The organism is Haloferax sp. AS1, from assembly GCF_014530665.1.
GTDB lineage: Archaea > Halobacteriota > Halobacteria > Halobacteriales > Haloferacaceae > Haloferax > Haloferax volcanii.
Map to the genome: position 1 here is coordinate 2,638,987 of NZ_SPSA01000001.1, position 24,900 is coordinate 2,663,886.

Below are 24,900 nucleotides of genomic sequence, written 5' to 3' on the forward strand. Positions count from 1 at the left end.
CAATGGTCGAAAAGCGCACGTGCGACTACAGCGGTGAGGAAATCGAGCCCGGCACGGGCACGATGTACGTCAAGACCGACGGCACCATCCTCCACTTCAAGGACTCGAAGGCCGAGAAGAACTACTTCCTCGGCCGCGAGGCCCGCGACCTCGAGTGGACGGAGGCCGGCCGCCGCGCGAGCGGCAAGGCGGAGGACAACTAGATGTCCGACGCAGAGCGCACCTTCGTGATGGTCAAGCCCGACGGCGTCCAGCGCGGCCTCATCGGAGACATCGTCTCCCGCTTCGAGGACCGCGGTCTCAAGATGGTCGCCGGCAAGTTCATGCAAATCGACGAGGAACTCGCCCACGACCACTACGGCGAGCACGAGGGCAAGCCCTTCTTCGAGGGTCTCGTCGACTTCATCACGTCCGGTCCCGTCTTCGCGATGGTCTGGGAAGGGCAGGACGCGACGCGACAGGTCCGCCGCATGATGGGCGAGACGGACCCCGCAGAGTCCGCCCCCGGCACCATCCGCGGCGACTACGGTCTCGACCTCGGCCGGAACGTCATCCACGGCTCCGACCACGAGGACGAGGGCGCGAACGAGCGCGAAATCGCGCTCTTCTTCGACGAGGACGAACTCGTCGACTACGAGCGCGTCGACGAGACCTGGCTCTACGAGTAAGTCTCGTCTCGCGGTTCTCACGCTTTCTTCCGAGAGGAGCGACGGCCACGTCTCCCCTCTCGTCCGCGCTCCAGCTGTCGGACATCGCGTCGTCTGCGACGGGGTGTGCGGAATACTACCACCAGCCACGCGAGGCCGGACGAGGCCGACCCTCACCGCGGCCTGACCGTCCACCGCGCGGCGAACAACGGTTTTCTCGCCTCCCGGCGAACCGCGTGTCACACGGTCGAGATGGAACCCGTGGCCCTCGCGCTCGCGGCGGTGTTCGCCGTCCGCTGGGGCGCGACCGAACGCGGTGAAGGCCCGCGGCTCTGGGGTCGCGGGTCGTGACGGACGAAAAAGAACGAACGCGAACGCGGCGGCGGTCGCTCAGTCGGCCTGCGGGACGGGCGCGTCGAGGTCGATTTCGCCGGCGTCGAGTTCGGCTTCGACCTCGCGGGCGGCCTTGACCATGTTCTCCATCTTCTGGTAGGCGACCTCGCGGGGGAGGAGCTTCACGCCGCAGTCGGGCGAGACGGTGAGCTTCTCCGGCGGGACGACCTTCAGGCCCTGCTTGATGTTCTCCTTAATCTCCTCGACGGTCTCGACTTCGGCGGTGTGGACGTCCACGACGCCGAGCGCGAGGTCCGGCTCGAACTCGGGGTCGGTGAACACGTCAATCTGCTCGTAGCCGCCGTTGCAGAGCTCCACGTCGAACTCGTCGATGGGATAGTCGTTGAGTTCGGGGTAGATGCGCGAGTAGTCGCCGTAACAGACGTGGAGGCCGATGCGGACCTCGTCGGGGACGCCCGCGACGATGCGTTCGAGACACTCGCCGACGATGGCGTGGTCGTCCGGCGTCGTCGCCAGCGCGGGCTCGTCGATTTGGATGTAGGTCGCGCCCGCCTCGACGAGCTGTTCGATCTCCTCGTTGACGAGGTCGGCCAGCGCGTACGCGAGGTCCGCCTCGGAGTCGTAGTGCTCGTTGAACGACCAGCTCGCCAGCGTGTACGGGCCCGTGATGGGCACCTTGACGGGCTTGGCGGCCACGTCGCTCGTGAACTCGAACTCGTCGACCAGCCACGGCTCGTCGTACTCGACCTCGCCGACGACGGAGGGCTTGTCGAAGTAGTTGTGGCCCCACACCTTCACCGGGCCGTTGAACTCGTAGCCGGGGATGCGGTGGGCGAAGTACTCGACCATCTCCTCGCGGCGCATCTCGCCGTCGACGACGGTGTCGAGGCCGGAGCGCTCGTGTTCGCGGGTGATGACGCGACAGGCGTCGTCGTGAGCCTCGTGGAGGTGCTCTTGGGTGAACTTGGAGTCGGGGTCCTCCGCGAGGTCGTTGGCGCGGTTGAGCCACTTGGGCTTGGGGTAGGAGCCGACGACGGTGGTGAGCAGGAAGTGCTCGGTGTCGTGGGCTTCGGGGCGGAACTGCTCGCGGTTCTCGGCGTCGCGGCTCATGCTTCCACCTCCAGTTCGTCCTCGGTGGCGGCCGCGAGGGCGGCGAGTTTCTCCGTCGCGCGGTTCTCCGGCAGGTAGAACAGTTCGGTGTTGGAGGTCACGTAGGCGGTGTCGAACGTCTGGCTCTGGACGTTGTCGAGGGTCCACTCGACGCGCTCGCGGACCGTCTCGGGGTCTTCGACCAGCGTGTTCTGGCCGTCGACGAGGCCCAGGGCGATGTCGTCTTTCGTGCCGTACTCGTTGACGTTGTAGAGCGTCTGGTCGCGGTCGCCGGCGACGAAGTCGAAGCCGATGGCGTCCACGTCGGCGTCCATGAGGTGCGCGTAGACCTTCTCGTCGAGCGCACCCCAGTAGGTGTGGACGACCACGTCGGCGTCGGTCGCGTCGGAGACGGCCGAGATGGCCTCGGGAACGCGCTCGTCGACGTCCTCGCCCGGCGGCGAGAACACGAGCGAGGGTTCGAGGAGGAACAGCGTCTCGTGGTCGGGGAAGGCGTCGACCTCGCCCGCGAGGAACTCGCTCACGGCGTCGAGGAACTCCGCCTCGTCGCCGTAGTGCTCGTCGGTCGCGAGGTCCGAAAGCGAGTACGGGCCGGGGAGGACCGCCTGCAGCGACTCGTCGCCGCCGAGGAGGTCGGCGGTGGCGTCGAGTTCGGCCGCGACGTCGCCGGAGAAGGTGAGTTCGCCGCTGACCTGCGGGTCGCGGTAGAAGTTGTTGTTGTCGTAGTAGCGGACGATGCCGCCGGTCTCGACGTTCTCGTGGACCGTCAGCGGGTGCGCGAGCATGTCGTCCCAGCGGAGTTGCCCCTCGACGACGCGGTCGAGGCCGGCGTCGGTCTGTTCGGAGACGACCTCCTCGCGGGCGCGGTCGTACGCGCCCACGATGTCGCCGCCCTCGTTACCGGAGATGAGGTCGTGTTTCTGGTGGCCCTTGAGGTCCGAAAGCTCCTGTTTCGCCCAATCCGGGAGGGGATACAGTCCCGGTGTCGTCGAGACGAGTTCAGTCATCACCTCTCGCTAAGAAATGACGGTGTATAATATTTCCTGTATCAACATATGCGCATTAGTTATTCCAACGCGAGCACCGTGAGCGTCTCGTAGGGGTACGACTCCTGAACGACGACCTCGTGGCCGAAGCCGTTCGCCTCGGCGCGCGCGAGCACCTCGTCGTAGCCGGTGAAGCTACTCACGAGGAGGAACACGGTGCCGCCGGGTTTGAGCACGCGCCCGACGGTGTCGAGGAAGGGGTCGATGATTTCGCGGCCGTCCTCGCCGCCGGTGAGCGCGACCTCCATCCAGTCGTCGCGCGCGGCTTCGAGGTCCTCGGGGAGGTACGGCGGGTTGAACGCCACCGCGTCGAAGGCGTCGTCGCGGAACGGTTCGACGAGGCTCCCGCGGACGACCTCGAACCCGCGGTGGCCCTCCTCGCGGAGGGCGGCGGCGCGCTCGGCCGCCTGCCGGCAAGCGTGGGGGTTGAGGTCGCTCGCGACCACGTCAGCGTCGGTTTTCGTCGCGAGTTGTTCTGCGACCCAGCCCGAGCCAGTCCCGACTTCGAGGACGCGTCCCGAGACGCGCCCGACCGCGGCCTGCGCGAGTAGCCCGGAGTCCTCCGCGGGCTGATAGACCGAGGTGTTCATCCCGCGGCGCTCGGCGAGGTCGGTCATTCGTCGCCTCCCTCGACGCCGCCGTCGGCCTCGGGGCTCGCCTCGGGTCGCTGGTCCGTGAGCGAAATCGGACCCGAAGGGTCGCGCTCGGACAGCGCGCGCTGCGGGAACGGGATCGCGATTCCCTCCTCGTCGAACGCCTCGCTGACGGCCGAGATGGTCGCGGTGCGCGCGCGCCACCACCGCCGAGCGCTCGGGCGGTCTATCCACGGGCGCACCCCGAGGACGACCGCCGAGTCCCCGAACCGCTTTGCGACGACCTGCGGCTTCGGTACCGACAGCACCTCGTCGAGGTCTTCGACGGCCGCCTGCGCCACCTCTGCGGCGTGGTCGATGTCGGCGTCGTAGTCGACGCCGACCTCGATGTCGAGGCGGAGCCGCCCCTTTCGGCTCCGGTTGACGAGGCTCTCCGAACTCACCACGTCGTTCGGAATCATCACGAACTCGCCGTCGAACGTCTGGATACGCGTGTTCACGACCGTGATTTCGGTGACGATTCCCTCGTGGTCGCCGACTTCGACCCAGTCACCGATTTCGAACGGTCGGGAGAACATGATGACGAAGCCCGCGATGAGCGACCCGAGGGTCTGTCTCGCGGCCATCCCGACCACGATGCCGAGGAAGCCAGCGCCGACGAGGAAGCCGCCGAGGTCGGCCCGCCAGATACCGAGGATGACCGCGAGCGTGGTGAGGTAGGTCGTCACCTGCGCGATGCGGTAGATGATTTCGCGCTGGTGGTCCGAAATCTCCGGGCGCGTGCTCGCGATTTCACCGATGAACCGGCCGAGGACGCTCGTGAGGACGTACGCGCCGACGACGAACGCCGCCGACAGCGCGATGCGGACGAACGTCTCTCTGCCGAGGTCGTACTGCGCCGAAATCGTGCCGATGTCGCCCGACAGCGACCAGAGCGCGAAGACGAACCCCCCGCCGCCGGCGACGACGACGAGTCGAAGCACGGTCACCGAGAGATGCCACACCGGCATCGAGACGGCCTCGAGTTCCTTGTCGTGGAGCCGAGCGCCGAGCCGCCAGACGGCGACGACCGCGACGGTCACGAGGACGCTCGCGGCGACGCGGAGTTCGAACGTCGGGAACAGCGACGCGATGTCGAGAACCGTACCGCTCTGGAGGGGGGTTGCCGTCGAGGCGAGGCGGAAGAGCACCGCGGCGAGTGCGGGGAGCGTCATGGATTAGCGGCCGACCGACGCGGCGAGTTGCGCGAGTTCGGCGAACTCGGCGGGTGCCATGTTGCCGGCGCGTTTTCGGAGCACGTCCTCGTCGGCGGCCTCGACGACCGCTTCGGGGTCCGACAGTCCGGAGATGTGCGCCGTGTTGCGGATGCCGTTTCTGATGGTCTTTCGCCGCTGGGTAAACAGCGCCTTCACGAGGTCGAGGAAGAACGCCTCGTCGTCGACCTCGTACTCCGGCTCGCGCGGCGTGATGCGGACGACGACGCTCTGGACCGCGGGCTTGGGGTCGAACGCCTCGCGGGGGACGTGCTCGCAGAGTTCGACTTCGCCGTAGTGTTGGGTGCTCACCGAGAGGCGGCCGTACTCCGAGGTGCCCGCCTCGGCGGCCATCCGCTCGCCGAACTCCTTTTGGAACATCAACACGAGCGGCTTGCCTCGGGGGAGCAGGCGGAACGAGATCTCCGAGGAGATGCCGTACGGGAGGTTCGAGACGCACGCGGTGAACTCGGGGAGGTCGACGTCGAGCGCGTCGCCCTCGACGACGGTGAGCCGGTCCGATTCGACCTCGTCAGCGAACTCGCGGCGCAGGTGCGCGGCGAACGTCCGGTCCTGTTCGACGACGGTCACGCGGTCGGCCACGCCGAGCAGTCGGTCCGTGAGGACGCCCGGCCCGCCGCCGATTTCGAGGACGTGCGAGCGGTCCGCCTCCTCGGGGAGATACGTCGGGATGCGGTCGACGACGCGGTCGTCGACGAGGAAGTGCTGGTCGTGGTCCGGGTTCCCGCGAGCGCCCGCCCGCCGGATGAGGGCGTCCGGGTCGCGCGCGGCGACCTCGCGGACCTGTTCGCTGCCGTCGCTCGTCATTGGGAGAGGTATCGTGCGGGAGCGGGTAAAAGTCCCGTTCCGCTACTGTCCGTCGCGTCCGACGAACGTCTTGTACTTCACGTCGTTGTCGCGGAGTTCGTCGAGGATGCGCTCGACGATGACCTCCTTCGGGCGGTGGAGCCCCGAGACGCGTGCTTCGAGGTCCTCGAACGACTCGAACGGTCCCTGTCGCTTCCGCGATTCGAGAATCTTGTCGCGGAGCTTCTTACCGATGCCGGGCAGCAAGTTGAGCTGGTGGAGCCGCAGCGTGATGGGCTGTGCGTCGTTGTAGAAGTCGACGAACCGCCGTTCGTCGGCCTCGACGATGTCCTCGACGACGTAGTCGACTTCGGCCGTCGCCGTGTTCGAGAGGTCGCCGTACGAGAGTTCTTCGACGGACTGAATCAGCTCGCGGTCGGCGACCGGGGAGACGACCAGTCGGTCGCCGATGCTCACGTCGGCGTCTTCGACGAGGGTCAGCTCGAGGAGACGGAAGTCGGACTCTCCGAGCGCGTACGCGATGGGTGCCGCGTCGAAGCGCCGTCGGTCGTCTCCCTGACGCCCGTGGCGGAGTACGTCGAGTACGACGACGTACTCGGTCGTGGCGTCGGCGTCACCGCTCTCCGTACGTGTCATACCAGTAGTTACGGCGAGCCGATATTTAAATAGTTGGCCGCGCTGTCACGCGGTCAGACGTACTTCGCGACGACGTTGAGGATTTCGTCGAGTTCGTCGCCCGAGAGCGCGTAGCGCTGCTGGGCGAACACCGCGCGGAGTTCGTCGCGCGACTGCGGGAGGAGGTCCGCGATTTTGATGGCGGTCGGACCGTCGACCTTCTCGAGCTCGGCGAGCTCCTCGACGAGTTCGCGAGATTCCTCGGGGTCGAGGTGGGCGAACCGGTTGACGTGTTCTATCGCACGGGCCAGTTCGTAGCGCATCTCGCGCTCTTCGTCGGCGGCGCGTTCCGCCTCAACCTCGGCGAGCAGTTCCTTGACCTCGGAGGTCGTCAGATACTCCTCGTCGAGCTTTTCTTTGAAGATGGTCATCGCTTACTGCTGGGCGCGCAGGTGAGCGGGACGGACGATGACCGTCTTCTCTTTGCCGCCGTCGTTGATCTGGACCTTGAACGCGCGGCCCTGCTTCCCGGTGACTTCACCGGTGAGACCGTTGAAGCGCGGGTGGAAGCGACCCTCGCGAACGCTCGGGTCGATGTTGAGGTGGACCTTCTGGCCCTCCTCGAATTCCGCGATGGCGCGCTGCGGCGGCGAAGTGCCGCGCTCGCGCGGCTTGTTCGAGAGCTTTCCTCGCGTCCCCTTCATCGGACCGTTGGAGCTCGGCATAGTCGTGAGAACGAATACTTGCGTCGCCATTATAAATTGCACGTTACGAACCGCGCGTGTGTGTCTCCCGCGTGGTCGCGCGGGAGGGACGGACTTAACCCGAGTCGGCGCGGCGCTTCTCGTATGTCCGAAGACGAGCGGCGCATCGAGACGCGCGCCATCCACGCGGGACAGGAGCCCGACGAGGAGACGGGGGCGCTCATGACGCCCATCTACGCGAACTCGACGTACGCCCAAGACGGGCCGGGCGACCACCGCGGCTACGAGTACTCCCGCACCGGGAACCCGACGCGAACCGACCTGGAATCGAACCTCGCGGCGCTCGAACACGGCTCGTACGGCCGCGCCTTCGCCTCGGGGATGGGCTCGATAAACACCGCGCTCAACCTCCTCGAAGCGGGCGACCACGTCGTCGCCGGCAACGACGTCTACGGCGGCACCCACCGCATCTTCACGCAGGTGTACGAGAAGTACGACCTCGAATTCGACTTCGTCGACACCACCGACCACGACGCCGTCCGCGACGCCGTCAGCGAGGAGACCGAACTCGTGTGGGTCGAGACGCCGACGAATCCCCTCATGCGCGTCAACGACATCGGCGCGCTCGCCGACATCGCCCACGAGGTCGACGCGCTCTGCGCCGTCGACAACACCTTCGCCACGCCGTACCTCCAGCGCCCGCTCGACCACGGCGCGGACATCGTCTCGCACTCGCTGACAAAGTACCTCGGCGGCCACTCCGACGTCGTCGGCGGCGCGCTCGTCACCGACGACGAGGAACTCGACGAGGAACTCGGCTTCTACCAGAACTCCGTCGGCGCGACGCCCTCGCCGTTCGACTGCTTCCTCGTCCTCCGCGGGACGAAGACGCTTCCGGTTCGGATGGACCGCCACTGCGACAACGCCCGCGACCTCGCCGCGTGGCTCGACGACCACGAGGCGGTCTCCGAGGTGTTCTACCCCGGACTGGACTCCCACCCGCAACACGACCTCGCGGCCGAGCAGATGGACGACTTCGGCGGGATGCTCTCGTTCGAACTCGACGGCTCGCTCGAACAGGCCTCGACCGTCGTCGAGGAGACCGAGGTGTTCACGCTCGCCGAGAGCCTCGGCGGCGTCGAGAGCCTCATCGAACAGCCCGCGGCGATGACCCACGCGGCCATCCCCCGCGAGGAGCGCCTCGAAGCGGGCCTCACCGACGGCCTCATCCGCGTCTCGGTCGGCATCGAGCACATCGACGACATGAAGGCCGACCTCCAGCGGGCGTTCGACGCGGCGTTCTGAGGCTCGGACCCCGCGACTCGTCCGCACGCGCCCGCCCTCGCGCACCCTCACGCACCAGTGGTCGACCAGTCGTTGCCGCAGATTGGGAACGCGAGTAAGGGTTATTGAATAGCACGATGAATAGTGAGGTATGTCCCAGGAGTCAGTCTCCCTGAGCGCGGAGTCCGCACAGCGACAGAGCTACGCCGAACCGACCGACAGCGTGACGGTCGATTCCGACGACCACGAGGGGTCGAGCCACAGCGCCGAGCAGTTCGGTATCGGGCTGTCTCTCGGGTTCCTCCTCGGCGGCGTCGCGGGCGTCATCGGCAACTCGCTACCCATCGGCGTGATGCTCGGGCTCACGTTCGGCGTCGTCCTCGGCGTCTACTTCATGGAGCGCCGCTGACGACGGGCGACGCGGTCGCTCCGGGACTTGCCTGCGAAAAAGGTCGGTCGTCCGTTCAGATACGGCCGACGTTCTCGACGGAGACGCTCTCGACGCCTTCGACTTCGATGAACGCTTCCTCGACGGCCTCGGTGCCGCCGGCGTCGTCGGGGACGATGACGGTCGGCAGGAGGGCGACGAGTCCGAACGCGACGTCGTCGCGTTCGAAGCCCTTGATTTTCGCACCCTCGGGCAGGGAGTCTTCGAGCGCGTCCTCGAGGCTGTCGAGGTCGAGTTCGGGGCTGTTCGGCATGACCTTGATTTTAGCAGCTACTTTTCCCATGATTATGGACCCATGAAGCCGCAGTCGGGACACTCGTAGAGGTTGCTCTGCTTGCGGCACTTGGAGCAACGCGAAATCTCCTGGCCGCAGTCGGGGCACTTGAACGTCGCCGCGCTCATGCCGGCGATGTTGATGCCACAGGACACACACTGGTGCGCGTGTCGCTGTTCGGACTCGCTCATACGCTCATAAACCGGCGCGCGACTTTTAACCGTTGTCTTTCCGGGTTCCTGCGGGGGAAATCCATGGCCCGCGTGGACACGGCTCACCCGAGCGCCAACGGTCCCATGAGGACGCACATCAGGTGGACGCGCCGACAGCCGAACCGGACGGGGAGGTGCCCGACGACCGCGGCGACGACGAGGACGGCGACGCCGCCGCCCCCCGCGAACGCCCACGAGAGCGCGACGAGCAGGGCGCAGACGGCGGCGACGAGTCGGCGCTGGTCGAGCCGTCCGACGACCGCGAGCGCCCGGTCACCGACGACCGGCACCAACCCCGCCCCGCAGAGCCCCGAGACCACCGTCACCGGCACTGCGAGACCGAGTCCCGTCGGGAGTTCCGCTTCGGTGAGCGCGACGAGCGCGCCCGTTCTGGGCGTTCCCAGGCCGGCGAGCGCGAACAGCGCGAACACCGTCGTCGCCGTCGTGGCGGCGCTGGTCGCGGTGACGTAGGCCCGCGTCGATTCGTCGGGGTCGCGGCCGGGGAGAACGGCCAACGCGAGCGTGCCGGCGACCCCCGCGGAGACGCCGGGCAGATAGCCGACGAACGCCCCGCCGCCGGTCCCAGCGGCGACGCTCCGCGCGACCGACCCCGGCGACGTTGCGAGCGCGGCGTCGCCCTGCGGCGGCACGCCGGAGCCCCGCCGCGCCGCCAAGAGGACCGGGACGCCGAACAGCCCGGCCAAAAGCGGGGCCAACACGCCGCCGACGGGGAGCGGCCCCCCGAACGGCCGGTCGAGGACTGCGAGTCCGAGTCCCGTCGAGGCGGCGATGGTCACGCAGGCCGCCAGCTTCGCCCGCCGGCTCGGTTCGGTCCAGACGAGCGCGGCGGCGACGCCGACCAGAACCAGCCACAGGTGGTCGCGGACGACGGGGTAGCCCTCGACCAGCACCTCCGTGAGCGGCACCGCGACCGGCACCGCCAGACAGAGCGCCGCACCGCTGCCGAGCGCCGACAGCCGAAGCGCCTCCCGCCCGCGCCCGCCGAGGACGAGTTCGTGCGCCGGCAACGCGCCCGGCGCGAGCGCGGCGTCGGGCACGCCGAGCGTCAACGCCGGCACCACGTCGAGGAACGTGTGGACGGTCGACGCGGCGAGGACGGCCGCCGCGACTGCGACCGGTGGACCGGGGAACTCCGAGGCGACTCCGGCGAGAAGTAGGGCAAAGGCGTTGGCGTGGAGACCGGGGACCAACCCCGAGCAGGTTCCGAGGCAGACGCCGGCGACCACGCCGAGGAGGGCCGCGGTCGTCGGGTCGGCCGCGGCGGACGACGCGAGCGTCGCCACTCGGCCGAGGTGGGTGACGGCCGCGCCGCCGATGAGGAGCATCGAGGCGGAGTGGCCGCGGCTTCGGGTATGAAGCTACGCGCCGCAGCGCGCCCTCGTCGCCACCGACGCCGACGGCGATGCTGGCGCTGCCGGCGCGGTCAGTATCCGAGTCGGGAGACGGACGGAGCCGCCGCTTGCGGGTTCCATCGAAAGAAATCGGAGTTTCGAAGCGAGCGTCGCCGCGGGTGCGGCGGGGTCTCGCGAGAGTTTAGCCGAAGAGCGCGCCGAGGCCCTCGCCGTCGGCTTCTTCGTCGTCGTCGCCGTCGTCGTCGCCGCCTTCGTCAGCGGCCTCTTCTTCGGCGTCTTCCTCGTCGTCGTCGTCAGCGGCCTCGACCTCGCCACCGGCGGAACCGCCCGCAGCGGGCGCGGGGGCAGCGGCGGCCGTCTCGATGGCCTCTTCGATGTCGACGTCCTCGAGCGCGGCGACGAGCGCCTTGACACGGGATTCTTCGACATCGACACCGGCGGCCTCGAGGACCGCGGTGATGTTCTCTTCGTTGACCTCTTCGTCCGACTCGTTCAGGATGAGCGCAGCGTAGACGTATTCCATTGTTGTGTACCTTGTGTGTTGTTAGAACAGGGAGCCGAGGGCGTCGCCAGCGTCTTCGTCGTCGCCGTCGTCGTCGGCGGCGTCGTCGTCTTCGGCGGCGTCTGCCTCGTCGGCGTCCGCTGCTTCTTCGTCAGTCGATTCTTCTTCCTCGGCGGCACCCGTGTCAGCCGCGGACACGCCGCGGAGTTCCTCGGGAAGCGCCTCTTCGTCGTCGATGTTCGCCGCGAGCGCCCGAAGCTGGGCGTCCGCCTTCGAGATGAGCTCGGGCATGAAGTCCGGGCTCTCGATGTTGGCGAACAGACCGACGGCCTTGGCCTCGCTCGTCGCCTTGGCGATGAGCGTCGGCGCGGTCTGGGCGGTCGGGTAGACCGCGTTGACAGAGAGGTTCGTCGCGGCGGAGACGGCCGACTGGATGTCGGCGCGGTACTCGTCCACGTCGATGGCGAGTTCGTCGGGCTCGAACAGGACGCCTTCGGAGAAGACGCCGCGGAGGTCGAGACCGACCTCCTTGGGCTCGATGCCGAGTTCCGCCAGGACGTTCGCGAGTTCCTCGGAGACTTCCTCGCCCTCGGAGAGGACGTTGGAGTCTTCCGTCACCTTGATCGAGCCGTCCATGATGCGGGCGGACGCCCCGACCTGCTGGAGTTCGCCGACGAACGGACCCGGGTCGACACCGGTGTCACCCTCGGGGATGACGATGTCGTTCGGGGCGACTTCACCGGCGTTGATGGGCGCGGGCGTCTTCGACGCCTCGAGCTCCTTGAACAGGGCGAACGGGTTGTCGTTCGTGCCGATGAGGGCGACCTGCCCGGCGATGTACTCCTTGAGCTCCTCGAAGCCGTCGTTGACTTCGTCGAGCGCGCGGTTCACGAGCGTGTTCCGGCTCATGCGCACGGCGGCCGAGCCGTGAAGCTCGCGGCGCATGGACTGAAGCTGGCGGCTCGGAATGCCCGCGACGCCGACGACGCCGACGGATTCGTAGGATTCGATGAAGTCGACGAGCTCGTCGACCTCTTCACGCTTCCACTGCGGGATGACCTCGGTCTGCCGAACCTCGGATTCGCTCATGCGGGCACCTCCACGGACGGCCCCATCGTCGTCTTCACGTAGACGGAATCGATGTTGAGCGGGCCCTTTTCGAGCGTCGCTTCGAGACGACGGACGATGACGTCGATGTTCTCCGCGATTTCGTCGGGCGTCATGTCGTCTGCGCCGACGCGCGTGTGGAACGTCCGACGGTCACGCGAGCGGAGCTGCACCGTGTTCTTCATCCGGTTCACCGTCTCGACGACGTCGTCGTCGGGCTGAAGCGGGGTCGGCATCTTACCACGGGGACCGAGCACGGTACCGAGGTAGCGACCGATGTCCTGCATCAGTCCAGCCTCGGCAACGAAGAAGTCGGTCTCGTCGGCAAGGTCTTTCGCCGCATCGGTGTCGTCGCCGAAGTCTTCGAGCTCATCGGGCCCGAGAACTTCGTCGGCGGCATCCTCTGCGCGGAGCGCGGTTTCACCGGTCGCGAACACCACAATCTGGGTGTCCTGGCCGGTGCCAGACGGGAGCACGATGCTCTCGTCGACACGCTTCGACGGGTCGTTAAGATCTAAGTCTCGCAAGTTCACGGCGAGGTCAACCGTTTCGCGGAAGTTCCGCCCGGGTGCCTCGTCGAGAGCGCGAGAGACTGCGTCAACTATTGTGTCTGCCATTATTCACCTCCGTAGTACGCAGGATTGCTCCTACGGGTCAGTGAAACAGGCTACTGCCTGCCTCGTCCGGCAGGACGAGTAGGCTCAACTTAAGTCCGTCGAACTACGGGAGCCGAAACCCTCGAATTCGGGGGTTTCGCGTGCCACAGCCACACATGCGGGCTGGCGAGCACGCGAGCGATGTGAGGTCGTCGACGGTCGGGCCGCTCCGGGTCGAATCGGGTCGGTGGAGAGAAGAAAGCGGGCCGAGTCGACTCGGCCCGACGGAAAGGGCGGTTCGAACCGCCGAGACGGTTCCGAGACGATTACTCGTCGTCGAAGTAGTCGTCGAAGTCGCCGCCGTCGATGCGCTGTTTGAACGTGCGGGCGTCTTCGCCCTCGATGGTGACGCCGAGGGACGCACACGTCCCGGCGACTTCCTTCGAGGCGTTCTTGAGGTCGTACGAGAGCAGGTCAGAGGACTTCTGCTCTGCGACCTTCTTCAGCTGTTCGATGGACATGTCGGCGACGAAGTTCTCCTGGGGTTCGCCGCTGCCGGTGTCGAATCCGACTTCGTCCTTGATGAGCGCCGCCGTCGGCGGGACGCCGACTTCGATGCTGAACGAGCCGTCGTCGTCGTACTCGACGGTGACGGGGACTTCCATGCCGTCGAAGGCAGCCGTCTGGTCGTTGATGTCGTTGACGACGTCCTGCACGTCGACGGGGGTCGGGCCGAGTTCCGGGCCGAGCGGCGGACCGGGGTTCGCCTTCCCGCCGGGAACGAGTACTTCGATAGTTCCAGCCATACGTGGAAAAACCGTGTGGCGACTTTTAACGGTTTTCTTTCGGCCGGAGGCGTGTGCGACAACTACGCACAGGTGGCGGAGTCACCGCCCGCCAGCCGACGGGTCGACGGGGACGCTCACAGTTCGACGCCGAACGACTCCACGTCGCCCGCGAGCGCGGCCATCGACCCGAGGAGTTCGGCCACGTCGTCGAGGTCGCTCGTGGAGACGACCTCCACGGGCGTGTGCATGTAGCGGTTCGGGATGCCGACGTTGAGCGAGGGGATGCCGGAGCGACTCGTGTAGAAGGCGTCCGCGTCGGTGCCCGTGCGGATGCCGGCGGCCTGCAACTGCACGCCGATGTCAGCCTCTCCGGCCGCGTCGCGGGCGAGCGCGACGACGTTCGGGTGGTTCGCGCTCCCGCGGGAGACGACCGGTCCCTCACCGAGTTCGACCGGCCCTTTGCGCTTGCCGGGCACGTCGGGGTTGTCCGTGGCGTGGGTCACGTCGACGGCGACCATCGCGTCGGGGTCGAGGTCGTAGCCGACCATCTTCGCGCCCTGCACGCCGACTTCCTCCTGGACGGTGCTGACGGCGTACACCGTCGCATCCACGTCGGCCTCGACGGCGGCGCGCAGTCCCTCGGCGGCCGACCACGTGCCCACGCGGTTGTCCATCCCGTTGGCCGCGACGCGGTCGCCCGCGAGGTCGCGGACCCGCGCTTCGACCGTCACGGGGTCGCCCACTTCGACGTGGTCCTTCGCGTCGCCCTTGCTCGTCGCGCCGATGTCGACGAACTGCTCTTCGAGGTCGTCGTACTCCTCGCTGCCCACGTCGCGGAGGTGGATGGCGGTCTGACCGATGACGCCCGCCACGTCGCCGTCGTCGCCGTGGACCGTCACGTGCTGGCCCTTCGAGACGGTGCGGTCCGCGCCGCCGATGGGGCCGATGCGGACGAAGCCGTCGTCGTCGATGTCGCGGACGATGTAGCCGATTTGGTCCGCGTGGCCGGTGAAGGCGATTTCGGGGCCCTCGCCGGTGCCCTCGTGGACCGCGACGGCGTTGCCGTAGTCGTCGACCGTCACGTCGTCGGCGAACTGCGAGACGTAGTCCACCCACACGCGCTGGCCGGCGACCTCGTAGCCGGACGGACTGGGTGTGGTGAGCAGGTCTTCGAGGAAGGCGCGTCGGTCGTCGTCCATACGGGACGTTCGGGGGCGGCGAAACAAGAACACAGCGACTCCAGCACACCACACCGGAAGCCGAGCAGGGCGTCGTGGCTCGCAGCGTCCCGCGGCGGCCCGAGACGGCCCCATCAGTCCGTCGCCACAAGGCATATCCATCTTGTGAGCGTACTGATGAGTATGGCCGACTTCACCCTCTTCGAGGTTCACCTGCACGACGGCTTCGAGTTCAGTCCGACCAACAGCGCGCCGCTCCTCTCCAAGGGCGTCGACGCCCTCACCGACGCCGACGACGAATCGCACGACGACTACGACGCCGAGTTCGACGCCGACGAAAGCGACGAGTTCGACGAGGCCGACGACGCCGAGTCGGGCGGCCGCCCCGGACTGGGGCTTCTCGTCGGGCTGGTTCTGCTCGTCGGCATCGCGGCAGCGGTCCGCTACATCCGCGGCGACGACGACCTCGACGAACTGGCCGACCTCGACGACGCCGACGACGAGGAGCGCGACGAAGTCGAAGTCGACGCCTGAGCCGGCATCCCGAACACCGTTTTTCCGCGGCCGTTTCCACCGAGCGTTTCCACTGACCGGTTCTCCCGACCGTTTCCACCGACTGCTCCCCTCGACGCCCGCGGCCGGGTTCGACCGCAGTCGGATACCCTTAAGCGAATCCCGTAGCAACTCCGGGGTATGACCGTTTCGAGCGCTCCCGGCAAGGTGTATCTGTTCGGGGAGCACGCAGTCGTCTACGGCGAGCCGGCGGTCCCCTGCGCGGTCGAGCGCCGGGCGACCGTCACCGTCTCCGCCCGCGACGACGACCACGTCCGCGTCCGCGCCGAGGACCTGAGTCTCAACGGCTTCACCGTCGAGTACCGCGGCTCGACCGGCGACCGACCCGACGTGGACGTTCCGGCACCGCTCGTGGAGGCCGCGATGGGCTACATCGACGCCGCGGTCGACCAGGCCCGCGCCGCCGCCGACGCGCCCGACGCCGGCTTCGACATCACCGTCGAAAGCGACATCCCGCTGGGGGCCGGCCTCGGCTCCTCCGCGGCGGTCGTCGTCGCCGGCATCGACGCCGCGACCCGCGAACTCGGCGTCGAACTCGAACCGCGCGAACTCGCGGAACGCGCCTACCAGGCCGAACACGAGGTCCAAGACGGACAGGCCTCCCGCGCCGACACCTTCTGCTCCGCGATGGGCGGGGCCGTCCGCGTCGAGGGCGACGACTGCCGGACCATCGACGCGCCGCCCCTCCCGTTCGTCATCGGCTTCGACGGCGGCGCGGGCGACACCGGCGCGCTCGTCTCCGGCGTCCGCGCGCTCCGCGAGGAGTACGACTTCGCCGCCGACACCGTCTCGACCGTCGGTGACATCGTCCGCCGGGGCGAGGAACTGCTGGCCGAGGCGGACCCCGACGCCGACGACCCGCCCGAAGAACTCCTCTCCGAACTCGGCCGCTTCATGGACTTCAATCACGGCCTCTTGGAAGCCCTCGGCGTCTCCTCGCGCTCGCTCGATTCGATGGTGTGGGCCGCCCGCGAGGCCGGCGCGTACGGCGCGAAACTGACCGGCGCGGGCGGCGGCGGCTGTATCGTCTCCTTGGACCCGACGCCCGAGACGCAGACCGCGCTCCGGTTCACCCCCGGTTGCGAGGACGCCTTCCGCGCCGAACTCGCCACCGAGGGCGTCAGAGTCGAGGTGCCGCCGGACGCGGATGCGGACGCCGAGGGCGAGGCCGAGCGCGAGCGCGACCCCGACGACGGGAACGGGACGGAGACGGGGGCGGACTCGTCGTGAGCCTCGTCGTCCTCAAACTCGGCGGGAGCGTCGTCACCGACAAGGACGAACCGGAGACGGTCGACGAGGCGGGACTGGCGGCCGCCGCGGACGCGGTTGCGACCCTCGCTGAATCGGGCCGCGTCGTCGTCGTCCACGGCGGCGGGAGCTTCGGCCACCACCACGCCGCCGAACACGGCGTCTCCTCGGAGTCCGGGAGCCACGACGCCCGCGGCGTGCGCGCCATCCACGACGCGATGAAGCGCCTCAACGACGCCGTCCTCGACGCCCTCGAAGAGCGCGGCGTCGCGGCCCTGCCGGTCCACCCGCTTTCGGCCGGCGCGCGCGAGGCCGACGGCTCGCTGTCGCTTCCGCTCGCGGCGACCGAGACGATGCTCGACGAGGGCTTCGTCCCGGTCCTCCACGGAGATGTCATCTCGCACGCGGGCAAGGGCGCGACCATCGTCAGCGGCGACGACCTCGTGGTGTCGCTCGCGTCCGGCCTCGGCGCGGACCGCGTCGGCCTCTGTTCGACCGTCCCCGGCGTGCTCGACGCCGACGGCGACGTGATTCCCGAGATTACGGCGTTCGCGGACGCGGCCGACGCGCTCGGCGGGTCGGACTCAACCGACGTGACCGGCGGGATGGCCGCGAAGGTGCGAAAACTGCTCGCGCTCGGCGCGCCGGCGCACGTCTTCGGCCCCGAGGGACTGTCGGCGTTCGTCGCCGGCGAGTCGCCGGGAACCGTCATCCGCGGAGAGTGAGAGGAGTCGGGATCGGATTCAGACTCGGAGTCAGACTCAGACTCAGACTCAGAGTTCGACGACCAGCCCGTCTTCTGCGACCCGGACCTCGCCGTCGAACTGTTCGCTCACGCTCGCCCGGAGGTCGTCGGTGACGCGGTCGGCGTGCGGGTAGAGATGCGTCAGGTAGACCGAGTCGATGTCCCGCCCGGCGAGCGCCTCGCCCACCTGCGACGGCGTCGGGTGGTTCGACACGTCCACGTCGTCCGGGAACGAGCAGTCGTGCGCGAGGACGCTCGCGCCGTCGGCGAAGTCGCCGAGGGCGGAGAACGCCTCGGTGTCCCCCGAGAAGACGAAGTCGGCCTCGCCGCGCTCGTTGCTGAAGCGGTAGGCGAGCGTCGGCATCGAGTGGCGGACTTCGAACCCCATCACGTCGAAGCCGGCGATGCCGAACTCGGTCGGGCCGACCTCCCGAATCTGGATGTCGAGGCGGCCTCGGAGGTAGTCGTGGACGTCGAACAGCCCCTCGACGAGTTTCTCGGTCCCCTCCGGGCCGACGATTTCGAGGCTGTCAGCGCCGGCGAGCCACCGGGCTTTCACGAGCGCCATGAGGTCCGAGACGTGGTCGAGGTGGTGGTGCGTGAGGAGGACCGACGAGACGCCCTCGTAGCCGACTTCCGTCTCGGCCAGTCGGGCGAGGACGCCCGACCCGCAGTCCACGAGGAGGGCGTTACCGTCCGATTCGAGGAGGAGCCCGGTCTGGGCGCGGCCGGTGACTGGCATCGCACTACCGGTTCCGAGGAACGTGACGCGCATGCGCAGAGCTACCACGGCGGCGGCGTTAGTCCTTGTGCTCGCATAAACGAGTCAATCCTCGTTCCCGGCGGCGGGTCCGACCACCGCGGGGACAGGCACAACCCTCATACCCGCGCAGGCTAACCCCGAGGTAATGACCCGGCGCGGCCGCTCGCTTCTCGCGTCGAGAGGCGGCGACTACGAGTTCGACCCCGAGTCGGTGTCGGTCGCCGACGAGGACGTGCTCGACCTGTTGGAGCCCGCCGTGCAGGAGTGGTGGGTCGACCGATTCGGGGAGTTCGTCCCCGGCAACGGCGGCTTTTTCACCCCGCCACAGCGCGGGGCCATCCCGCGCATCCACGACGGCGACAACGCCCTCATCTGCGCGCCGACGGGGTCGGGCAAGACGCTCGCCTCCTTCACGGCCATCATCAACGAGCTGTTCCGCCGGGAGCGCGAATCCCCCGACGGCCTCGACAACTCGGTGTACTGCCTCTACGTCTCGCCGCTGAAGTCGCTCGCCAACGACATCCACCGGAACCTGACCGAGCCGCTGTCGGGCATCGCCGACATCGCCGCCGACCGCGGCGAGACCGTGGACATCAGACACGCCATCCGGCACGGCGACACCTCCTCGGCGGACCGCCAGAAGATGCTCTCGGAGACGCCGCACATCCTCAACACGACGCCCGAGACGCTGGCGATTCTGCTCAACTCACCGAAGTTCAAAGAGAAGCTCCGAACCGTCGAGTACGTCGTCGTCGACGAGATTCACAGCCTCGCGGAGAACAAACGCGGCACCCACCTGTCGGTGTCGCTGGAGCGACTGGAGGACCTCGCCACGTCGTCGCCGACGCGCATCGGCTGTTCGGCCACCGTCGAACCGCTCGACACGGTCGCGGAGTTCCTCGTCGGCCGCGAGGACGGCGAGCCCCGCGACTACGAACTCGTGGACACGCGGTTCGTCCGCGACTTCGACGTGCGACTGGAGTGTCCGACAGACGACCTGATTCGGACGCCCCGAAGCGAGGTCCAGAGCCGGTTTTACGACCGCCTGCACGACCTCGTGGCCTCGCACACGAACACGCTCGTGTTCACCAACACGCGGTCGGGCGCGGAGCGCGTCCTCCACAACCTCCGTGAGGAGTTCGACGACATCGACGAGTCGAACTCCGGCTGTCACCACGGGAGCCTCTCGAAAGAGCGCAGACAGGAGATAGAATCGAAGCTGAAGGCGGGCGAGTTGCGCGTCGTCACCACCTCCACGAGCCTCGAACTCGGCATCGACATGCCCCACATCGACCTCGTGGTGCAGGTCGGCTCGCCCAAGTCGGTCGCCGCGCTCCTCCAGCGGGTCGGCCGCGCGGGCCACCAGCTCGGCCAGACGGTCGAGGGCCGCGTCATCGCTCTCGACAGAGACGAACTCGTCGAGTGCGCGGTGATGCTCTCGAAGGCCGAGTCAGGGTTCGTCGACCGGGTGTTCATCCCCGAGAACGCCTTCGACGTGGCCGCCCAGCAGGTGTACGGGATGGCAATCAACGCGATTCGCCCCGAGTCGGAACTCCGCGAGACGCTCCGGCGGGCCTACCCGTACCGGAACTTCTCGGACGACGACTTCGAGCGCCTGTTCCGCTATCTCACCGCCGACTACGACGGCCTCGAAGACAAGAACGTCTACGCGAAAATCTGGCGGGACACCAACGACCCGCCGGACGGCGAACACCACTACGAGGAGTATCCCGTGGGCGAACCCCTCATCGGCAAACGCGGCCGGATGGCCCGCGTCATCTACATGACCAACATCGGCACGATTCCCGACTCCTTCACCTGCGACGTGCTGGTCCGCGGGGCCGACCAGTGGGTCGGCACGCTCGACGAGGGCTACCTCGACACGCTGGAGAAAGGCGACGTGTTCGTCCTCGGCGGCGACCACTTCGCCTACCGCTACCGCCGCGGGTCGAAGGTGTACGTGGACCGCACCTCACAGCGGCCGACGGTCCCCTCGTGGTTCTCCGAGCGCCTGCCGCTTTCGTACGACCTCGGCCGCGAACTCGCGGCGTTTCAGGCCGACCTCGTCGACCGACTCGACGCCGGCGGCGCGCCCGCCGTCAGGTCGTGGCTCCGGGAGTTCCCGCTCGACGAGAACAGCGTCCGCGCCGTCACCCGGATGTTCGACGAGCAGGTCAGATACGCCGGCCCCGAGAGCGTGGCGACGCCCGACAGGCTCGTCGTGGAGACCGAACTCGACCGCGAGGCCTACCGCCGACAGTTCTACGTCCACTGCACCTACGGCCGGCGGTTCAACGACGGCCTCTCGCGGCTCCTCGCGTACCACGCCGCCCGCCGGACGAACGCGAACGTGCAGGTCGCCGTCGCCGACAACGGCTTCTCGCTGTCGATGCCGCTCAACCGCAAAGTCGACCTCGCGGGCGTCCTCCGCGACCTCGACCCCGAGGCAGTCGAAGCCGACCTGCGGGCCGCCCTCGACGGGACCGACCTCCTGAAGCGCTACTTCCGCATCAACGCGACGCGCTCGCTCATGATTCTCAAGCGCTACAAGGGCTACGAGAAGTCCGCCGCCCAACAGCAGGTCTCCTCCGAGATGCTGCTGTCGTTCGCGCAGGACCTCGACGAGTTCGCCGTGATGGAGGAGACCTACCGCGAGATTCTCGAAGACAAACTGAACCTCGCCGCCATCGAGGACGCGATAGCGGCGATTCGGGCGGGCGACGTGGACGTGGTCGGCCAGCAGGTCTCGTCGCCGACGCCGCGGGCGTTCGGCCTCGCCACGCTGACCGCGAGCGACGTGGTCCTCGCCGAAGACGAGAGCGCGGCGCTCCGGGAGTTCCACGAGCGCGTCAAGGCCGAAATCGGTGACGACCAAGCGGACCTCGGCATCGACGTGAACTGACAACTGATAGGATAGCGGTTCGACGGTCGGTGCGCCGCGGAGACGCCTACCGCCGCGCCCACGCGAGCATCCGGTCGTAGAACGGGTCGGATTCGAGCGCGTCGGCGTCGCCGACGAGACACAGCGCCTTCTTCGCCCGCGTCAGCGCGACGTTGATGCGGCGGTGGTCCTCGAACAGCGGGCCGTCCAACTCGCCGGTGGCGACGAACGAGACGACGATGACCTCCTTCGAGGAGCCCTGGAATCGGTCGACCGTGTCGACGGTGGCGTCGGTTCGGCGGGAGATTTCCGCGACCTGCGCCCGGAACGGAGCGATGACGCCGATGTCGTCGATATCGACGCCGGCGGCCTCGTAGGCGGCGACGACCTCGGCCACGCGGTCGGCCTCCGTGGGGTTGGTGTTGCCGACGCGCCGGCCGCCCGGGTCGACGAAGGCGACTTGGTCCGCGAGTTCGGCGGGGAGGTCCGCGGTGTCGACGCCGAGGTCTCGGAGATGCTGGGCGGCGACCGCGCCCGTCGCCGGGCGGAGCGCGCCGTCGTAGAACTCCTTCGAGGCAAAGGCCTGAATCCGCTGGGACATGCGGTACTGGCGGTCGAGCATGACCGAGGCGTCGGGGTACGTCTCGATGAGTCGCTGGAAGAGCGATGTCTGGAGGTCGTTTTCGGCGCGGACGACCGGCGGAAGCTGTTTGTGGTCGCCGACGAGGACGAACCGGTCCGCGAGGTTGACCGCGGCGAGCGTCCCCGGTTCGGTTATCTGCGACGCCTCGTCGACGAGCGCGGCGTCGAACGACTGCTCGCGCATCACGCGCGACCCGCAGGAGGCGGTGGTCGCGGCGACGACCGGCGCGTCGCGGAGGGCGGCGGCGAGCGCGTTCGGGTCGCCGCTCCGCGAGAGGCGCACGTCCTGCATGTCCTCTCGGACGCCCGATTCGGTTCCGACGCGGACGATGTCTTCGAATCCTTGGTCGCGCAGGGCTTCGAGCGCGTTGTCGACCGCGCGGTTCGTGAAGGCCGACAGCAGGACGCGGTTGCCGTCTTCGACGAGCGCGCGGATGGTCCGGGCGATGGTGTAGGTCTTGCCCGTCCCCGGCGGCCCGTGGATGAGCGCGAGGTCGTCGGCGTCGACCGCGAGGCGCACCGCGTCGTCCTGGGCGTCGTTGTTGTCGATGAACGTGCGGCCCGCAGAGCGGTCCGAAACGTCGGGGTCGCGGCGGCCGAACAGCACGTCCTTGCGGTCGGGCGAGCCCTTGAGCACCGCGTCGTGGAGGGCGGTGAGCAGGCGGTCGACGGTGAGTTCGGACGGGTACACGTCGAGGCGGCGGAGCGGCACGGGTTCGTCGGTCGTGACGACGATTTCGTCGCCGAGTTCGACGATGCGCGCGAGTTCGGCGTGCCCCTCGACGGGGTGGCCGTCGCTGGCGAGCGCCACGTCGCCGGCGCGGAGCTTCGACACCGCGTCGTCGGTCTGCTTCGCCCGGAGTTCCCACGTGCCGTCGGCGCGCTCGGTCTGGCCGAGGGGTTCGAGGCCGATGAGCGCCCGGTCGTCGTCCGCGCGCTCCTCGGCGCTCTGGTCCCAGAGTTTGCGGTACTCGTTGTGGACCGACCGGCGCTCCTCCTCGACGGCGCGGTAGAACCGGTCGAAGTAGTCGCGTTCGTCTTCGGGCACCGGTTTCCCGACTGCGCCGGCTTTCGACTCCTGGTCGAGCCTGCCGGAGACGACCATGCAGGTGTCTTTCTCGAAGCAGTACTCGCACTTCGAGTTCACCTCGTAGCCGGTCGGCACCGACGCGTCGTGTTCCATCGCCGCGATTTCGTTGCGGGTGCGGACGACGAATTCGAGCAGGCCGCGGCCGATGGAGAAGTCCTTCGCCGGCGAGAGGTCGCCGGACTCCTCGGTGCGGTCGAGCGTCGTGTTCTTCGTGTAGAGGAGCGTCCCCGTGTCGACCGGGACGCCCCGCTCGTCGAGGATGAGCGCGTAGGAGGCGGCCTGAATCTTGTCCTGAAACCGCGGGTCGCGGTTGAGGTTCTTGCCGGTCTTGAGTTCGACGGGCGACCCCCGGCGGAGGGCGTCGGCGCGGCCTTTGATGCCGAACGTCGGTGAGATGAGGGTGTACTCCGAGCGCCACTCGTCTTCGTCGGTGAGGACGCCCTGCGAGAGCCACCCCTCGATGGCGGCGGCGTTGCGGCGCACCTCGTCCGCGACTTCGTCTACCTCGCGGCCGAGCAGGCCGAGTTCGAGGCCGCGCTCGTCGATGCGCTCGTCGATGGACGAGTCGAGGTCGCGGCCGCGGAGGAGGTCGCCGAACACGTCGTGGACGATGGTCCCCTTCACCACCGGGTAGTTCAGCGGGATGCCCGAGAGCTTGTTCAGGTAGTACATCCGCGAGCACTGCACCCACGAGCGGATGTCGGTCACGTCGACGAGGAAGTCGGGTTCGACGACGACGAACGACTCGGAGCCCGTCGAGTACGTCGTCTCGCCGCGGTACTCCGACTCCTCGGCGTCGGTGACGAGGATGTCCATGCCCGGCTCGGCGTGTTCGGCGGCGTGGGTCCACTTCCCCCAGAGGGTGACGGTGACTGGCTCTCCGGTCCCGCGCTCGGGGCGGAGCGTCACCTCCGCCAGCGAGCGCTCGCCGTACTTCGTTTCGACGTCGCGCGGCTCGCCGACCTCGACGAGCGGACCGCGAAGGTTCACGTCGAAACCGTCGGTGAGGCGCGGGCAAATAGCCGTCGGTGGAACCCGGGGACCGGACGTGCGCCCGCGACGGGGCGGGGCGCGCCCGAACCCCCCGCGACCGTCACGCTCTTTCTCTCCCGCGCGGTACGCACATCCATGCGCGTCAGAGATTGGCAGGACATCCTCTCGGAGGTCGTCGACGCGGGCCGCGACCGCGACCGCGACCCCGACGCGTGGCGGGCCGTCGCGGGGAATCGCCGCCGAAGCCTCGGCGAGGACCTCTTTCTCGCCCACCCCGACGCCGGCGTCTACCAGCTGAAGACGTACGCGAAGAACCCCTACGAGGTCCGCGGCGTCGGCGCTCGCGTCGCCCGCCGCATCGACGACGACCTCGACCCGCTGTTCCCGCGTCGGCGCGACGACGGCGACGGCGAGGCCACCCCCGGCCGGTTCGCCGTCCAGAACCCGCCCGAAGACGAGTCGCAGGCCGAGTCGATGGCGCGGCGGCTCGAAGAGACCGTGAAGGTCCACGCCGACGCGCCGACCACCGCCGACGACTTCTTCACCGACGTGATGGAGGCGCTCGACAGTCCGGCGTTCGGCCCGATGGACTACGAGTTCGACGCCCGGCCCGACCGCCTCGACGACCTCACGGAGGAGTTCACGGACGCCGACGAACTGCTCTCGTCGGACCTCGACGACCTCATCGAGTCCGACGGCGTCGACCGCGGCTTCCAGTGAGAACCTCGGTTTCAAACCCTCGGCATCCAATACACGGATATGGACGATAGGCTCGGCGGGCGGTCGCGACACTCCCCGCACGGCGCGACTTCGGAGGGACGATGGTCGGTTCGAGCATGAGCGACGAGGAGACGCGACTCGCCAACAACCGACTCAAAATCGGCTTCATCCTGCTGGTCGGCGCGTCGGCCGCGCTCGTCGCCGTGCAGGCGGGGGCGACGCTCGTTCAGGCCGCAGTCGCGCTGCTCTGTGGGGTGGTCATCGGGGGGCTCCTCACGTGGTATCTGCGGCGGTGGAGCCGCGAGTTCACCGCGGTGAACCGCCGGTAGCGAC

At 68.3% G+C, this 24,900-nt stretch carries 29 protein-coding genes; 11 read left to right on the forward strand and 18 right to left on the reverse strand.

Annotation, left to right across the window (positions count from 1 at the left end):
- The first annotated feature begins 2 nt into the window (after positions 1-2).
- The 3 genes from E4P24_RS13880 to E4P24_RS13890 all read left to right on the forward strand — a co-directional run bounded on the left by E4P24_RS13880 (position 3) and on the right by E4P24_RS13890 (position 998).
- On the forward strand, positions 3-203 hold the full coding sequence (locus tag E4P24_RS13880; protein ID WP_004061377.1) for a 50S ribosomal protein L24e: 201 nt from the start codon (positions 3-5) through the stop codon (positions 201-203).
- The gene (gene ndk / locus E4P24_RS13885) at positions 204-668 is read left to right on the forward strand and encodes a nucleoside-diphosphate kinase (RefSeq protein ID WP_004042970.1); all 465 of its coding nucleotides are present in this window, start codon (positions 204-206) and stop codon (positions 666-668) included.
- 105 nt (positions 669-773) lie between these two features.
- The gene (locus E4P24_RS13890) at positions 774-998 is read left to right on the forward strand and encodes a hypothetical protein (RefSeq protein ID WP_115802804.1); all 225 of its coding nucleotides are present in this window, start codon (positions 774-776) and stop codon (positions 996-998) included.
- A gap of 39 nt (positions 999-1,037) precedes the next feature.
- Here the strand turns inward: E4P24_RS13890 and E4P24_RS13895 are convergent, their stop codons facing one another.
- From E4P24_RS13895 to E4P24_RS13930, 8 genes are read right to left on the reverse strand one after another with little or no spacing between them, the layout of a single operon-like run.
- A complete protein-coding gene (locus E4P24_RS13895; protein ID WP_188148605.1) occupies positions 1,038-2,111 on the reverse strand; it encodes a methionine synthase in 1,074 nt (357 codons plus the stop codon).
- Complete coding sequence (locus E4P24_RS13900) at positions 2,108-3,118, reverse strand: vitamin-B12 independent methionine synthase (RefSeq protein WP_006601523.1); 1,011 nt, start codon at positions 3,116-3,118, stop codon at positions 2,108-2,110. The genes E4P24_RS13895 and E4P24_RS13900 overlap by 4 nt, the downstream gene beginning before the upstream one ends.
- 59 nt (positions 3,119-3,177) lie before the next feature.
- Complete coding sequence (locus E4P24_RS13905) at positions 3,178-3,774, reverse strand: HemK2/MTQ2 family protein methyltransferase (protein ID WP_004061368.1); 597 nt, start codon at positions 3,772-3,774, stop codon at positions 3,178-3,180.
- The gene (locus tag E4P24_RS13910) at positions 3,771-4,964 is read right to left on the reverse strand and encodes a mechanosensitive ion channel family protein (protein ID WP_115861735.1); all 1,194 of its coding nucleotides are present in this window, start codon (positions 4,962-4,964) and stop codon (positions 3,771-3,773) included. Before E4P24_RS13910 ends, E4P24_RS13905 begins: the two co-directional genes overlap by 4 nt.
- A 3-nt stretch (positions 4,965-4,967) precedes the next feature.
- Positions 4,968-5,831, reverse strand: coding sequence for a 16S ribosomal RNA methyltransferase A (locus E4P24_RS13915; RefSeq protein WP_115861733.1), 864 nt, complete (start codon positions 5,829-5,831; stop codon positions 4,968-4,970).
- 42 nt (positions 5,832-5,873) lie between these two features.
- A complete protein-coding gene (locus E4P24_RS13920; protein ID WP_004061364.1) occupies positions 5,874-6,467 on the reverse strand; it encodes a DUF655 domain-containing protein in 594 nt (197 codons plus the stop codon).
- 53 nt (positions 6,468-6,520) lie between these two features.
- Positions 6,521-6,877 carry an RNA polymerase Rpb4 family protein gene (locus E4P24_RS13925; protein ID WP_004042989.1) on the reverse strand — a complete coding sequence of 119 codons (357 nt, stop codon included), beginning with the start codon at positions 6,875-6,877 and terminating at the stop codon, positions 6,521-6,523.
- A gap of 3 nt (positions 6,878-6,880) precedes the next feature.
- Complete coding sequence (locus tag E4P24_RS13930; RefSeq protein WP_004061361.1) at positions 6,881-7,171, reverse strand: 50S ribosomal protein L21e; 291 nt, start codon at positions 7,169-7,171, stop codon at positions 6,881-6,883.
- 123 nt (positions 7,172-7,294) lie between these two features.
- On the opposite strand from E4P24_RS13930, the gene E4P24_RS13935 reads away from it, so the two are divergent.
- Positions 7,295-8,455: a cystathionine gamma-synthase gene (locus E4P24_RS13935; RefSeq protein ID WP_004061359.1), complete on the forward strand. Its 1,161-nt coding sequence runs from the start codon at positions 7,295-7,297 to the stop codon at positions 8,453-8,455.
- A gap of 130 nt (positions 8,456-8,585) precedes the next feature.
- Entirely contained in the window at positions 8,586-8,843 is a 258-nt protein-coding gene (locus E4P24_RS13940) for a hypothetical protein (protein ID WP_004042994.1), read from the forward strand.
- A gap of 55 nt (positions 8,844-8,898) precedes the next feature.
- On the opposite strand, the gene E4P24_RS13945 is transcribed toward E4P24_RS13940, so the two are convergent.
- From E4P24_RS13945 to E4P24_RS13980, 8 genes are all read right to left on the reverse strand, one after another.
- The gene (locus tag E4P24_RS13945; protein WP_004042995.1) at positions 8,899-9,165 is read right to left on the reverse strand and encodes an elongation factor 1-beta; all 267 of its coding nucleotides are present in this window, start codon (positions 9,163-9,165) and stop codon (positions 8,899-8,901) included.
- Positions 9,166-9,167: 2 nt separating this feature from the next.
- Complete coding sequence (locus E4P24_RS13950) at positions 9,168-9,347, reverse strand: HVO_2753 family zinc finger protein (protein WP_004042997.1); 180 nt, start codon at positions 9,345-9,347, stop codon at positions 9,168-9,170.
- Positions 9,348-9,430: 83 nt separating this feature from the next.
- Complete coding sequence (locus tag E4P24_RS13955) at positions 9,431-10,714, reverse strand: tripartite tricarboxylate transporter permease (RefSeq protein WP_115861727.1); 1,284 nt, start codon at positions 10,712-10,714, stop codon at positions 9,431-9,433.
- A 208-nt stretch (positions 10,715-10,922) separates the two neighbouring features.
- Entirely contained in the window at positions 10,923-11,264 is a 342-nt protein-coding gene (gene rpl12p / locus E4P24_RS13960; RefSeq protein WP_004043001.1) for a 50S ribosomal protein P1, read from the reverse strand.
- A gap of 21 nt (positions 11,265-11,285) precedes the next feature.
- On the reverse strand, positions 11,286-12,332 hold the full coding sequence (locus E4P24_RS13965) for a 50S ribosomal protein L10 (RefSeq protein WP_115802800.1): 1,047 nt from the start codon (positions 12,330-12,332) through the stop codon (positions 11,286-11,288).
- A complete protein-coding gene (locus E4P24_RS13970; protein ID WP_004043003.1) occupies positions 12,329-12,967 on the reverse strand; it encodes a 50S ribosomal protein L1 in 639 nt (212 codons plus the stop codon). The genes E4P24_RS13965 and E4P24_RS13970 overlap by 4 nt, the downstream gene beginning before the upstream one ends.
- A 305-nt stretch (positions 12,968-13,272) precedes the next feature.
- A complete protein-coding gene (locus E4P24_RS13975; protein WP_004043005.1) occupies positions 13,273-13,752 on the reverse strand; it encodes a 50S ribosomal protein L11 in 480 nt (159 codons plus the stop codon).
- Positions 13,753-13,868: 116 nt separating this feature from the next.
- Complete coding sequence (locus tag E4P24_RS13980; RefSeq protein ID WP_115802799.1) at positions 13,869-14,933, reverse strand: M42 family peptidase; 1,065 nt, start codon at positions 14,931-14,933, stop codon at positions 13,869-13,871.
- Between the two features lie 162 nt (positions 14,934-15,095).
- Here E4P24_RS13980 and E4P24_RS13985 point away from each other — a divergent pair, with 162 nt between their 5' ends.
- The 3 genes from E4P24_RS13985 to E4P24_RS13995 all read left to right on the forward strand — a co-directional run bounded on the left by E4P24_RS13985 (position 15,096) and on the right by E4P24_RS13995 (position 17,458).
- Positions 15,096-15,446, forward strand: coding sequence for a hypothetical protein (locus E4P24_RS13985; RefSeq protein ID WP_004061349.1), 351 nt, complete (start codon positions 15,096-15,098; stop codon positions 15,444-15,446).
- Between the two features lie 159 nt (positions 15,447-15,605).
- Positions 15,606-16,715, forward strand: a complete 1,110-nt coding sequence (mvk, locus tag E4P24_RS13990; RefSeq protein ID WP_115861723.1) for a mevalonate kinase — start codon at positions 15,606-15,608, stop codon at positions 16,713-16,715.
- On the forward strand, positions 16,712-17,458 hold the full coding sequence (locus E4P24_RS13995; protein WP_115861722.1) for an isopentenyl phosphate kinase: 747 nt from the start codon (positions 16,712-16,714) through the stop codon (positions 17,456-17,458). The genes mvk and E4P24_RS13995 overlap by 4 nt, the downstream gene beginning before the upstream one ends.
- 48 nt (positions 17,459-17,506) lie before the next feature.
- Here E4P24_RS13995 and E4P24_RS14000 read toward each other — a convergent pair whose 3' ends face one another.
- Complete coding sequence (locus E4P24_RS14000; protein WP_115802795.1) at positions 17,507-18,253, reverse strand: MBL fold metallo-hydrolase; 747 nt, start codon at positions 18,251-18,253, stop codon at positions 17,507-17,509.
- A gap of 133 nt (positions 18,254-18,386) precedes the next feature.
- On the opposite strand from E4P24_RS14000, the gene E4P24_RS14005 reads away from it, so the two are divergent.
- Positions 18,387-21,143: an ATP-dependent helicase gene (locus E4P24_RS14005; protein ID WP_188148606.1), complete on the forward strand. Its 2,757-nt coding sequence runs from the start codon at positions 18,387-18,389 to the stop codon at positions 21,141-21,143.
- A gap of 46 nt (positions 21,144-21,189) precedes the next feature.
- On the opposite strand, the gene E4P24_RS14010 is transcribed toward E4P24_RS14005, so the two are convergent.
- Entirely contained in the window at positions 21,190-23,844 is a 2,655-nt protein-coding gene (locus tag E4P24_RS14010) for an AAA domain-containing protein (RefSeq protein ID WP_188148607.1), read from the reverse strand.
- A gap of 138 nt (positions 23,845-23,982) precedes the next feature.
- Between E4P24_RS14010 and E4P24_RS14015 the strand changes: the two genes are divergently transcribed.
- Entirely contained in the window at positions 23,983-24,567 is a 585-nt protein-coding gene (locus E4P24_RS14015) for a hypothetical protein (RefSeq protein WP_115802792.1), read from the forward strand.
- A 101-nt stretch (positions 24,568-24,668) separates the two neighbouring features.
- On the forward strand, positions 24,669-24,896 hold the full coding sequence (locus tag E4P24_RS14020; RefSeq protein ID WP_004043015.1) for a hypothetical protein: 228 nt from the start codon (positions 24,669-24,671) through the stop codon (positions 24,894-24,896).
- Positions 24,897-24,900: the final 4 nt, after the last annotated feature.